14 protein-coding genes and 1 pseudogene are annotated in these 12745 nt (G+C 31.4%); 1 reads left to right on the top strand and 14 read right to left on the bottom strand.

What is annotated here, in order from left to right:
• Positions 1 to 33: 33 nt before the first annotated feature.
• From AACL07_RS01785 to rpsP, 14 genes and pseudogenes are all read right to left on the bottom strand, one after another.
• Positions 34 to 1188 carry an MSC_0882 family membrane protein gene (locus tag AACL07_RS01785; protein WP_338984141.1) on the bottom strand — a complete coding sequence of 385 codons (1155 nt, stop codon included), beginning with the start codon at positions 1186 to 1188 and terminating at the stop codon, positions 34 to 36.
• 33 nt (positions 1189 to 1221) lie between these two features.
• On the bottom strand, positions 1222 to 1479 hold the full coding sequence (locus AACL07_RS01780) for a TIGR04561 family membrane protein (protein WP_338984139.1): 258 nt from the start codon (positions 1477 to 1479) through the stop codon (positions 1222 to 1224).
• 140 nt (positions 1480 to 1619) lie between these two features.
• Positions 1620 to 2117 (bottom strand): hypothetical protein, encoded by a 498-nt coding sequence (locus AACL07_RS01775; RefSeq protein WP_338984137.1) that lies wholly within the window; start codon positions 2115 to 2117, stop codon positions 1620 to 1622.
• A gap of 12 nt (positions 2118 to 2129) precedes the next feature.
• Positions 2130 to 2855, bottom strand: coding sequence for an NAD(+) synthase (gene nadE / locus AACL07_RS01770; RefSeq protein WP_338984135.1), 726 nt, complete (start codon positions 2853 to 2855; stop codon positions 2130 to 2132).
• A 4-nt stretch (positions 2856 to 2859) separates the two neighbouring features.
• Entirely contained in the window at positions 2860 to 4146 is a 1287-nt protein-coding gene (gene obgE / locus AACL07_RS01765; RefSeq protein WP_338984133.1) for a GTPase ObgE, read from the bottom strand.
• A gap of 1 nt (position 4147) precedes the next feature.
• Positions 4148 to 4891, bottom strand: coding sequence for a DUF3196 family protein (locus tag AACL07_RS01760; protein WP_338984131.1), 744 nt, complete (start codon positions 4889 to 4891; stop codon positions 4148 to 4150).
• Between the two features lie 84 nt (positions 4892 to 4975).
• Positions 4976 to 6754, bottom strand: a complete 1779-nt coding sequence (locus tag AACL07_RS01755) for a PTS transporter subunit EIIC (protein ID WP_338984128.1) — start codon at positions 6752 to 6754, stop codon at positions 4976 to 4978.
• A 124-nt stretch (positions 6755 to 6878) separates the two neighbouring features.
• Positions 6879 to 7184, bottom strand: coding sequence for a hypothetical protein (locus AACL07_RS01750; protein ID WP_338984126.1), 306 nt, complete (start codon positions 7182 to 7184; stop codon positions 6879 to 6881).
• 111 nt (positions 7185 to 7295) lie between these two features.
• Entirely contained in the window at positions 7296 to 7748 is a 453-nt protein-coding gene (locus AACL07_RS01745; protein WP_338984124.1) for a hypothetical protein, read from the bottom strand.
• A gap of 86 nt (positions 7749 to 7834) precedes the next feature.
• Complete coding sequence (locus tag AACL07_RS01740) at positions 7835 to 8215, bottom strand: hypothetical protein (protein WP_338984122.1); 381 nt, start codon at positions 8213 to 8215, stop codon at positions 7835 to 7837.
• A 599-nt stretch (positions 8216 to 8814) separates the two neighbouring features.
• Positions 8815 to 9156 (bottom strand): annotated as a pseudogene (gene rplS / locus AACL07_RS01735) (50S ribosomal protein L19); the annotation flags it as partial.
• A 5-nt stretch (positions 9157 to 9161) separates the two neighbouring features.
• The gene (gene trmD / locus AACL07_RS01730) at positions 9162 to 9884 is read right to left on the bottom strand and encodes a tRNA (guanosine(37)-N1)-methyltransferase TrmD (protein ID WP_338984120.1); all 723 of its coding nucleotides are present in this window, start codon (positions 9882 to 9884) and stop codon (positions 9162 to 9164) included.
• Positions 9884 to 10378, bottom strand: a complete 495-nt coding sequence (gene rimM, locus AACL07_RS01725) for a ribosome maturation factor RimM (protein WP_338984118.1) — start codon at positions 10376 to 10378, stop codon at positions 9884 to 9886. Before rimM ends, trmD begins: the two co-directional genes overlap by 1 nt.
• A complete protein-coding gene (gene rpsP / locus AACL07_RS01720; RefSeq protein ID WP_338984116.1) occupies positions 10378 to 10743 on the bottom strand; it encodes a 30S ribosomal protein S16 in 366 nt (121 codons plus the stop codon). Before rpsP ends, rimM begins: the two co-directional genes overlap by 1 nt.
• A gap of 219 nt (positions 10744 to 10962) precedes the next feature.
• Between rpsP and AACL07_RS01715 the strand changes: the two genes are divergently transcribed.
• Positions 10963 to 12744 (top strand): DEAD/DEAH box helicase, encoded by a 1782-nt coding sequence (locus AACL07_RS01715; protein WP_338984114.1) that lies wholly within the window; start codon positions 10963 to 10965, stop codon positions 12742 to 12744.
• Position 12745 lies beyond the last annotated feature (1 nt).

Raw genomic sequence — 12745 nt, 5'->3', positions numbered from 1 at the left:
AAAATAAAAAAATGACATTAAAATCATTTTTCTTTAAATTCTACCAATTGGTAAAATTGATTTACCATTTTTCTTTCTAATAATTAATCAAGGAATAAACACTACAAATAATAATATTGAAAGTACAACGAATGTAATTATTGCGCATTTAATATTTGCAGACTTTTTGATTTGCGACAACTCAGTAGGATGTACAATTTCATGTCCATAGTAACCGATTATGTTGTTTTTACGACCCTTAGTTCAAACAATGTTTAAGATATGCATTACTAATGTACCTATTAGAATCATAGTGATTACAACTATTTCTGACACTAATGACTTAAGTTCAGCAATTCTTCAGAAGAATATATAAAATGATCTTTGTCCTGAAGAGTATTGAGCTTGTAACCCGTAAAATATTAACAATAGTATTACACCTACTATATAAACTGAAAATGACATTCAGTTTATATATACAGATCTTCTTGTGAAGTTTTTGTAGTTCTTCACTAGGAAGTAAGGAACTGAATCAATACCGCGTGATAAATCTTCTCTGTATTTGACCATTGATCTTTTTAACATTGTTGAATCAGATATTGACATAAGCATGAACAGTGTTGCAATCAATAAAAACGGAATAGATAACATTGGGTGCAATACAGAATTTTTAGAAATACCCATCAACTCTTCATTGAAGTACGCCATCAACATCAAAGAACATCCTACAACTGAACCAAAGCTTAAAACAAATATTATGAATTGTTTTAGCTTTTCACTTCTAATCTCTTTTGAGATTGCAATCGGTATTTCTGTTGTTGGTTGAATCTGGCTTGATTGAATTTGTTCTTCTCTTGATAAATAAGACTCTTGTTGCAAACCATAGTTATTGTTTTGTATATAAAATTGGTTAGCATCTTGTCTTGGCAGCTCAGAATATTGATTTTGGTTTTGATTAACCATTTGATATGGATTGTTTATTGGGGCGTTAAACTCTTGAATAAATTCGTCCATTGGTTTTTGACTATATCCATCTTGGATTTGTAATTGTTTTTTTTGTCTTGTTGGATTTGATGGTTGGTAATATTTATGTTGTTCAACTGGTTGTTGAATTTGATCATTTGGAGATGAGTAAAAAGCACTATTTTCAAATGCTTGTTGTTGGTTATCTTGTTGTTGTTTTTTAAATAAACTATTGAATAAAGCCATTACTCTCCTTATTAAACAGTTTATAAAGTTAAATTAATTTTTATTAACAATTGAAATCACTTTTGAAATTTCCATTTCAAAATTTTCTTTTTGAAGATTCATCGTTTTCATCTGCTCATATTCATGAACAGAAATTTTTTTATTATTATAGATAATTTCTTTCTTCGATTTAAATAATGAAAAAAGATAAATTGCGACTGCAAGTAATCCAATAATAATAAATATGATAATAAAAACTCACAATGGTATTTTTAAATCTAAGATTTCAAAAATAGCGCTGTTTGTTTTCATGTTGCCCTTAACTTTATACCTGTTTATGTGTAGATTTGCCCTAAATACACAATATAATTATACCAACACTTTTATATGTTTTCTTAACTTAATTTTTGAATTTAAAAAATTACAAAAAAATAAAGTGATATTTAATCACTTTATTCTCAATTTAAAAGTATTTGTTCAATAATTTCATCTTTTCATTCTTCTACATTTACTTCATTTACAAAAAAGTCATAAAATTCAGATTGGAATGAAATAATCATTTCAACGATATAGTCGTCTTTTGGAACTTGTAGTTCGTCTATAAATTTTTGTAATGTTTCTGGTAATCCGATTTCATAAACGCCCGATTCAACACAACCCGTTGCAAACATTTCAGATCTTTCTTCATCTTCAAAAATAATAGCTAGATGCTCTGTAATTTCTTGTTTAGTTAGTTGGATATCCCTTTGTGCTTTTTTAATTGTTTCTTCAATATCAATATTGTTTTCTATACCACTTAAATAAAGTCTATTTATATCAAGACCAAAAAGTGTTGTCGCTAAATAAAGAGAGATCATTGAGACTAGGTCTTCAAACACTAAATCCATATCTTCTTCAGATATTTTGTTTTCCAAAAATTCACTTATTTTATCTGCTTGTAATTCTGTCATGATTTTTCTCTCCTATTTCATTTTATTTGGTTTTGGAGCAGTAACTCTTTTATGCTCAGTAATTTTGTTTAAGTGTTCAATTCTTTTTTTAGAAGTTGAATCAACTCTTTTTCCAGATAAATAATCATCTATTACTTTGTAAGTAACTCCAATTTCTTTTTCATCTGTTTGGTTATCTCATAAACCTGCACTTGGTGCACGGTTAATTATTTCTTCATTTACTTCTAGGATTTGAGCAGCTTCTTTAACTTCTCTTTTTAGCAAGTGAACAATTGGTAGTAAGTCCGCAGCACCATCTCCGTGTTTTGTAAAATAACCAATATGTCATTCATCTGCGTTATCTGTACCAAGTACTAAATAATTTTTTGATTGTGCAATTGAATACAATGTTGTCATTCTCAATCTTGATTTTGTATTTGCACGAGCAATACCTGACAATGACGCATTAGAACCAATCTCTTCAATTAATTGTTGGTACGCACCTGTTAAGTTTAAATTTATACTGTTAAAGTTTTTTAACTTGATTAATTCTTGTGCACATGTGTAGTCATATGATGGTGACTCACAATTAATTCATACTGTTAAGTGGTCTTTGGGGAACGCTTTTTGCGCGATACACGCAACAACCGCAGAATCAATTCCACCTGATAATCCTATGATTACACCTTCTGCATTAGCTTTTTTTACTTCTTCTTTTACTCAATCTGATAAGTAATTTATATATTCTTTTAGTTTCATTTTCTTAGTCCATTCATTCAAATTCTACATCAAATAGTTGAATCATATCTCCTTTTTTTGCACCACGTTCACGTAATGTATCGTATACTCCAAGTTTCTTTAATTTTTCATTAAATAATAACAAGTTGTCGTATGTTGTTGTTGGTGTTTTTTGATAAACACGATAAATTGTTTCACCAGATAAACTTCATTTTCCATTACCTAAATTATTTACTTTGATATCACCATCTGGATCATCAAAACCATATACTTTAAATAATTCTTTTTTCTCTTCTAAATCAAATGTTTTATCTTTGTATTCTTCTAAAGTATCTCCAATTGTTAATAACAGCTTATCAATATTTTGTTTCTTTAATCCTGAAGTTTCAATGATTACTTTATCTTTGTATTTCTCTTTAAAATAAATTAGGTTAATTTGGCCTTCTTCTTCATCAATTTTATTTGCAAGTATTATTTCAGGTCTAGTTGTTAAATCAATACGATATGAAGATAATTCTTTTCTAATTAACTCATAGTTTTTAATTACATCTTCTGTTCCGTAATTACCAGTCATATCAATAACATGACAAATAATTTTACATCTTTCAATGTGTTTTAGAAATTGAATTCCCAACCCTTTACCAAGCGAAGCTCCTTCGATTAGACCAGGTAAATCAGCTACTACAAAGGTTCTACCGTTATTGTCTCTTGACACCCCTAATTGAGGGTTTAAAGTGGTAAATGGGTAATCAGCAATAACTGGTTTTGAATTAGAAATTGCTCTAAGCATTGTGGATTTTCCAGCATTTGGTAAACCAACAAATCCAACATCAGCTAAAACTTTTAATTCCGCACGGATTTCAATTTCAGTACCTGGATCACCATTTTCATATATTGTTGGAGCTTTATTTCTTGAGTTAGCAAACTTAGCATTTCCACGACCACCTTTTCCACCAATGGCAATTACTTGTCTTTGTTCTTTTGAAGTAAAGTCAGCAATCTTATCTCCGGTTTTACTGTTGTAAATTGTTGTACCAAGTGGAACATAAAGTAAAATATCATCTCCACCTTTTCCATACATATTTTTAATATCACCGTGATCTCCGTTTTCAGCAGTGTAAAATTTTTGAAGCTTTAAATCAAGTAGTGACGTTTTCCCTTCATCAACTGCAAAAATAACATCTCCACCTTTTCCACCGTCTCCACCGTTTGGACCACCATTAGCCACATATAATTCACGTCTAAAAGAAACGGCTCCATTTCCACCGTTTCCTGACTTGATTATAAAGTTAGCTAAATCTACAAATTTCATTCTATAATATCCCTGCGTTTTTAAATTCTTTCTCTAATTGTTTTTCTAAATCTTTATTTTTTAATTCAGTAAAGTTGTTTATGTTAAACATTTTATTACATGAGTTTATTATAAATAGAATAATATCATTAATACTATTATCATCTATTTTGTTAGGAAAATTTATGAAATAGTATTCTGTTACTAATTGTTTTGAAAAGTTAGTTAACATTATGTCATTTGAACCAACTTGTTTTTCTAATTGTTTTTTAAGTTTATTGAATGATTCATCATATTCTTTTACACTTATTTTTGATGGGTTCAGCTTAACTTCTTTTAAGTTGTCAATAACATTAAATTCACAATCAATTCCTTGTTTTGCAAATGTTAACAGAGCGTACATTTTAGACATTCATAAGTTATTTTTATTAGCAAAATAACTTATGAAAAAATCAGTGAAACTTCTTGCATTAAGATCTTTTATTTTTCCAATCGCTACAAGGTGCAATTCATGTTCACCTTCTTTTGAAAGAACTTCAATTACCTTTTCCTTACTTCATGGATCAGATAATTTTTTGTGTTCTTTCATTCTTTCGATGTCAACAATTGAAGTTAGTAATTGTTGGAATTCAAATTCATATTCACGTGGAATATATGGTGCAGTTAACTCATCTTCTAGCATTTGCAATGCCTCTTCATTATTAGAATTCTTGATCAATTTTTTTATTGTTTCAATTGTTTCTACATAGTAGTTATTTTTGTCCATACATTCACCTTTCTATTTATTATAAATACTTAATATAGCTTTAAACAAATAAAAAAATCCGATTAGATCGGATTAGTTTATTTTTTAAACATTTTTAATTCTTTTCATTGAGTTAGCAACATGTTCAACATCGGGACCGATTACAATTTGTAACGCTTGATCTCCTAATTGTTTGAACCCAAATGCACCCGCAGCTTTAATAGCTGCAGTGTCAATTGTTTTATTGTTAGTCAACACAAGTCTTAAACGTGTTGCACAGTTATCAATTGATTCAAGGTTATCGATACCAATTGCTGCTACGAATTTTTCAGCCATAACATCATATTTGTCTGCTTTTGAAACAGTACCTTTTGATGTGCTAACAACCGCAGCTGAGCCTGAATTTGAAGTTATTTCAACTGGTTCAGTTGTAAACCCTCCGTCTTCTTCTCTACCTGGAGTTTGAATATTCATTTTTCTAATTAATAATGAGAATACGAAGAAGTAAATTCCTCCCGCTGCTGCAATTAGAGGCAACATCATTAATGGGTTAGAGACAACTTGCATTGCTCCACCTTTATGTGTTGATAATCCTCATGATTGTGCAAATGATACTACATAATCAATAAATCCAGCTGAGAATCCAAATCCTACTTGAATTTGCATTGCAGTTGTAATCATCATGAATATTGCAGCCATTCCTGCATGTACCAATAATAATACTGGTGACAAGAATACGAATGAGAATTCTACTGGTTCAGTAATTCCTGAGATGAATGAAACTAACGCTACCCCACCTAAGAATCCTGCAACTTCAGTTCTTCTATCTTTTTTAGCTGCAAATATCATTGCTAATGCTATTGCTGGAACTCCACCCATCATAATTGGGAAGTACCCTGATTGGAATAATCCTGATGTGTTTAACCCACCTGCAAACGCATTAATATCTCCATTAATTCATTTGTCAGTTTCTGAAATTGCACCTGTAATTGGATCAATAACATCTCCATTAATTGGCATTTGGAATCAGAAGAATGTATTTAAAATTTGGTGTAAACCAAATGGCAATAACAATCTATTTAAAAATGCATACAACCCTGTTCCTGGAATTGCTACCGCAGGGTTTGTTGGGTCAGCTACCGCTTGACCCATCATCATTAATACCAATTGAATTCATGGTCATGTAATTGCAAATGCAAATACCAACCCCATTGCCACAACAATACCTATCATTGGCACGAATCTTCTTCCACCAAAGAATGATAAAGCTGCTGGTAATTTAATTTCTTTAAATTTGTTGTATAGCACTGCTGCCAATACCCCAGAAACTACTCCACCAAGAACACCAACGTTTAGCACGTAAGTTGCCCCTACATAAATACCTTCACTATTTTCAGTACCAACATACATCAGCGATGAGTAGTGATTTATAACGGTCTCCATTGCACCAAGGTCTGCATTTCAAACTTGTTCATGCGCCTCAAATGTTAGTACATTACCGTATAACATTTCTGGTATACCGTGCTCACCTGTCATTAAGATTATGATTAAATACATAATCGCTGCAACCATGGTTACTTCACCTCTATGATCTTTTGCGAGACCAAATGAAATACCGATTGCAAATAATAACGGTAATTGATCAAAAGCCACTGAACCTGGCTTTTGAATTATATATGATATTCAATATCCGACAGAACCTTCTTCTGCGAACGAAATACCTAATCCACCAAATCTATTCAAGATTGCAGCAAAAGGAAGAACAGCTACTGGAAATTGTAGTGCTTTACCTAATTCTTGCAACATTGTAAGAAATTTGTTTCATTTACTTGAACCACTTTTTTGTTTTTTAGTGGCCAACATTTCTTCTTTATGAGCTGTCATTTTTTTCCTTGTTTTTTAGTCAGTTTTTAACTAGACCTAAGGTTAAATTTAACAAAAAAAAAAAAAAAATTCAAGTCTATTACTTGAATTTGAAAAAAAATATTATATTATATTTATTTTTATTTTATAAAAATGGAGTTGATATAACTAAACAAATAATAAATCCCAATAATAGAGAAATTCCCAAAAATGCATAAACATAAAATGATCAAAATTTCATTGGTTCATCTCATCAAAAACTACGTCTGAACACTTCTGAATTATGTTTTTCTCTTGCGCTTACACGTCTAATGTGTAAAACAAAGAAGTACATAAGGACCGCACATGCAACAATACAAAAGACGCCAATTATTAAAATGATTAAAGCAGTTGAGCTACTTATCTCTGGTTTTGTTACTTCTTCTTCAAATAATGAAATTAAATTTGACATGCGCATTTCCTTTTATTAATAATTATATTAATTCATTTTAAGCACTACTTCTTAAGAAAAAAAAAAAAAAATAGAAAATTAATTCTATTTTTTAAAAATATTGAATGATTACTATTTTGCTTTTAAGATTCCAACAAATCCAAATACCTCAGAAACAATTGCTGCCCCGATTGGTAAAATGATTCCTAAAATTCATCACATAGCCAATGTAAGTAAGTCTGGTGTAATAATGTCATTTGTTGAATCAGCCAATACACAAATACTCATGATTCCAATGATGAATGATGAAAACACAATACCTGCGTTAACGATTATAGTTAACATTTTTGATCATTTTACAAATCATAATGGTATAAATGACAATGCAGCAACCAATGCAAACGTTAGCATCACTATCATATACTTACCAACACTTGTCATTGGACTTGTAAGGTCACCAAATGTTAGTTTAATGTCTCCAAGAAAAGAATTGTACCCAACTCCAACACCAAACAACAATATCAACACAAAGATTAGTGTTGCAATTGGTCCAACTGAAGAAAAGATTTTTCCTATTAGTTTCATATTTTTTATCTCTTTTTAATAAAGGCTATTCTAAATAAATAAAGTACAATTACAACTCAAAAAATTTAAAAAAAAAGACCTAAGTCTTATTTAATTGATTTTAATCCCATAGCTCCTAAACCAGCTAAGAATCAGAACCCAATTGCATTAAGCATTGCTAATACAAAACCTCATGTATCTAAATCTCCACCAATGAAGTCTAAGATACCAAATACTAAAATCGCAATTGAAACAATAATGAATGCTCATGTTGCAATAAAAATTGATTTTAATAAAACTTTTGGTCCACCTAATACAAAACCGATGATTGAACCGATTAACATTAGTACTGGGAAGATCACAGCAAACACAGACATAATAATTCCTTTGAAACTACCGAAATCTACACCTGAAAATGACGCTCCACCTAAAATGAACATTATTGATGATGCAATAATGATTCATAATAAAACTTTTTTTGTTGACATATTTTTTTCTCCTATAATATTTATAATTATATATAAAATAGTTACTACTTTCAATACAAATAATTAGTATGTAAATAAAAAAATGGACATTATCCATTCTTATATTATTTACCTTGTGTTTTTTTAGCACCTGTTGATTTTTTAACAGATGTAGGTTTTGCTGGTGCTTTTTTAGCTGTAGCTTTAGTTGCAGTTTTTGTTGTTGCTTTTGCTTCAACTTTTTTTGCAGCTGGTTTAGCAGCTGGTTTAGCCACTTTTGCTTTTACTGGTGCTTTTTTAGCTGTAGCTTTAGTTGCGGGTTTTGCAGCTGTTGTAGCTACTGCTTTAGTTGCAACTGGTTTTGTTGTTGCTTTTTTGGCAGTTGCGGGTTTTGCAGCCGGTTTAGCCACTTTTGCTTTTGCTGCCAATTTAGCTGCTTGAATTTTTTTGTTTTCAATTTTGTCTTTGTTGATTCGTACTTCTTTTTTCTTGTCAACTGCTTTTCTTTTACGTCTTTGGTGTGCAGCTAGTGCTTTTGTAGAAGTAACAGATTTAGCATCTGATTTTGTTTTTTTGTTTTCTTCAACTGGTTCGTTTAGATTGGCACGTTGTGGTAATCTTTCTTGAATACGTGCAGCCTTACCTGATAGGTTTCTAATGTAGTAGATTTTTGCACGTCTCACTTTACCACGTTTGATAATTTCAATTGTATCAATGATTGGTGAGTGAATTGGAAGTGTTCTTTCAACAAACACACCATTTGAATTTTTTCTAATTGTGACAACTTCTGTTATTCCGCTTCCTTGAGTTTTAATTACAACCCCTTCGAAAGCTTGAATACGGAATTTTTTATCTTCTTTAATTTTTACCGTTAAACGAATTGTGTCCCCTGAGTTAAACTTTGGTAAGTCTGTTCTCAATTGTGATTCACTAATTTCTTTTACAATATTTGAGTAGTTCATAATATTTATTCTCCTTTTTTAAGTTTTTCAATAATCTTCAGATCCTCATTACTTAAAGTTGTTTTTTCTAACAAGTCACTTCTCTTTGATAAAGTGTTCTTTAATTGTGATTCTCTTCTGAAGTTATTAATGTTTTTGTGATGTCCTGATATTAATACGTCAGGTACTTTATGACCATCGAATTCAACTGGCTTAGTGTATGAATCATAGTCTAACAAATTATTTTCAAAACTATCGTTTTCATGTGATTCCTTAGTTATAACCCCATCAATTAATCTAATAATTGAATCGGCTATAACTAATGATGATAGTTCACCGCCAGTGATCACATAATCTCCAATTGATAGTTCCATGTCAACATAGTTCATTATTCTGGCATCAATGCCTTCATAATGTCCACATATCAATATGATATGTTTATGTTTGATTGATAGTTCTCTTGATATATTGTTGTTTAAAGTCACACCTTGTGGACTTGTTAATATAATAAAAGATTCATTTGTCTTAATAGAATTTATCGCTCTAACAACAGGTTCAATCATCATCAACATTCCAGCACCACCACCGAATTGATAATCATCAACTTGGTTGTGATCGTATGTTGTGTGTTCTCTAATGTCCACTACTTCAAGTTCAACTTTGTTTTTTAAAATTGCTCTTTTAATAATTGACTCAGAAATATAATTGCTTATTAAATTTGGAAATAAAGTAAGTATAGATATTTTCATTATGTTAACCTTTCAATATTTTTTAAAATAATCGTTTCGTTATCAAAATCAATTTCTTCAACATATTCATCAACGCTTGGGATCCATATTGTTTTTTCTTCAAACTCAACTTTATAAGTTATATAAATTGAATTATCTAGAAAATCAATAACCTTACCTACTTGTTCTTTAAAAATAGCTTCAAACCCCATACATGTTTCATCTTGGAGTTTTGTTACTAATTCATTTTTTATATATATATCTTTACCAATTAGTTTTTGTGCAAGGTTAATACTTTCATAACCTTCAAATAAAACTAATGGTTTTTTAATATACAAATCAGTAAGCTGTTTAATTTTTAAAGGTTCAATTGTTGATCCTAGTTCTATAAAGGCAAAATCATTTGTCTTTATATCAATCTCATTTGTGTCCGTAAACCAAATAATTTTTAACTCGCCCTTTATTCCATGGGTTGATGCAATTTTTCCTACTAACGCTAAATTGTCTTTTATCATTATTTTTTAGCTGCTGGTTTTGCTGCTGGTTTTGCTGCTGCTGGTTTTTTAGCAGGAGCTTTTTTAACTGCTGGTTTTTTAACTGCTGGTTTTTTAACTACAGTTTTATCTTGTTTCAAGTCGTGGAATTTTTTCATTATTCCATGTTTTGAAAGAATATCTCTAACTGTGTCAGTTGGTTGCGCACCATCAGAAAGTCATTTTAATGCAATTTCTTCATTAATTTTTGTTTCTCCATTAATTGGATTGTATGTTCCAATCAAATCGATGTAAATACCATCTCTTTGAACACGTGAATCAGTTGCAACAATTCTAAAGAATGCTGCACGTTTTTTACCTGCTCTTCTTAATCTTAACTTAACCATTGGTCCTCCTATTTTTTTGTTAATACTTATAATATACATTAAAAAAAATAAATGTGTTAAGTAATTTAACTTAACTTACTTAACGCCCTATTTTTCTTTATTTTTTTCTTTTTCAAACAAAACTTACTTATTCTTTCAAATTAGGTAATAATAGTATAAGTATTTTGATGAAGCTCTTGGAATTTTGTCTTAATAGTGACAAATAAAAAGGAAATAAAGATGACGTTCAAAGAACTTATAAAAAATGATAGAGTATTAAAATCATTAGAAATAATGGATTTCAATACACCAACAGATATTCAAGCACAAGCTATTCCAATGTTTTTAGAAGGTAAAAACATTTTTGGAAAATCTTCAACAGGTACAGGTAAAACTGCCGCCTTCTCACTTCCGATACTTGAAAAATTAGATCCAAAGTTGAGAAAACCACAAGCATTAATAGTTGCTCCAACTCGTGAGTTAGCTAACCAAATTGTGGATGTAATTAGAAAACTAACAAGCCGTTACGAAGGTATAAAACTTACTTCTCTTATTGGAGGAGCTGAAATTCGTAAACAATTAATATCATTACGTGATACTCACATTATTGTTGGTACACCAGGAAGAATTAATGATCACATGATTAGAAGATCATTTAACTTCGATAATATTAAAACAATCATCTTAGATGAAGCTGATGAAATGTTAAAAATGGGTTTCAAAAATGAAATTGATGACATTTTCCAAAAAGCACATCCAGATGTACAAATTGGACTATTTAGTGCAACTACAAACGATAAAGTTATGAGTATGGCTTACAACTACATGAAACAATATGAAACTATTGTTGTTGATAACGTAGTTAAAGTTAATGACAACATTGACAATAAGTTTGTTTACATTGCAAGAAATAGAAAAATAGAATTATTAATTAATATATTTGAAATTGACAAACCCCAAGCTGCAATTATATTCAGTAATACAAAATCAAACACAGATACAATTATGGAAACTTTAAGAAGCAACGGTATTGATGGTGTTGTTATCAACGGTGATAAAAGACAATCAGAAAGAACTCGCGCAATTAACCGTTTCAGACGTGGAGAAGTTCAAGTACTTATCGCAACTGATGTGGCCGCTCGTGGAATCGACATCAAAGGTGTTGACTTAGTTATTAACTATGACATCCCTCGTGATAATGAATATGTAATCCACCGTATTGGTAGAACTGGTAGAAACGGTGAAAAAGGATCAGCCATTTCATTTGTAGATGGTCGTGGAACTTTAAAACAAATTAAAGAAATTGAACATGAGTTTAAAATTTCAATTTATGAAGTTGACCCTTCTACTTACAAAATTGATAAAGCCGAAAACTCAGCTAATAGCAGAGAAGAACGTGGTGGTTCAAGAGACGGAGGTTCACGCGGTGGATCTCGTGGTGGATCATATGGCGGAGGTTCACGTGGTGGATCTTACGGTGGTTCAAGAGACGGAGGTTCACGCGGTGGATCATTCGGTGGTGGTTCAAGAGATCGCGACCGTGGTGGTTCACGTGGTGGATCAAGTTATGGTTCAAGAGACGGAGGATCACGAGGTGGATCATTCGGTGGTGGTTCAAGAGATCGCGACCGTGGTGGTTCAAACTACACACCTAGAGATGGTGGTTCAAACTTCACTCCTAGAGATGGTGGTTCAGGTGCTGACTCCCCTTTTAAATCAAATACAATGTCATCAAGTTCTGATGCTCCAAGAAACAGAGAAGAACGTGGTGGATCATATGGTTCTAGAGATGGTGGTTCACGCGGTGGATCATTTGGCGGAGGATCAAGAGATCGCGACCGTGGTGGTTCACGTGGTGGATCATATGGTTCTAGAGATGGTGGTTCACGCGGTGGATTATATGGTTCTAGAGATGGTGGTTCACGCGGTGGACGCGATGGCGGAAGAAGAGATAGCAAGCCCGAAGGTCCTAATAGAAAAGAAAGACGTGCAGCTCTTCAAACTCCCGGAGACAAAGAATAAT

The organism is Spiroplasma endosymbiont of Othius punctulatus (genome assembly GCF_964019505.1).
GTDB lineage: Bacteria > Bacillota_I > Bacilli_A > Mycoplasmatales > Mycoplasmataceae > TIUS-1.
The sequence above is the reverse complement of the archived record's forward strand: the minus strand, read 5'-3'. Positions and strand labels throughout refer to the sequence as shown.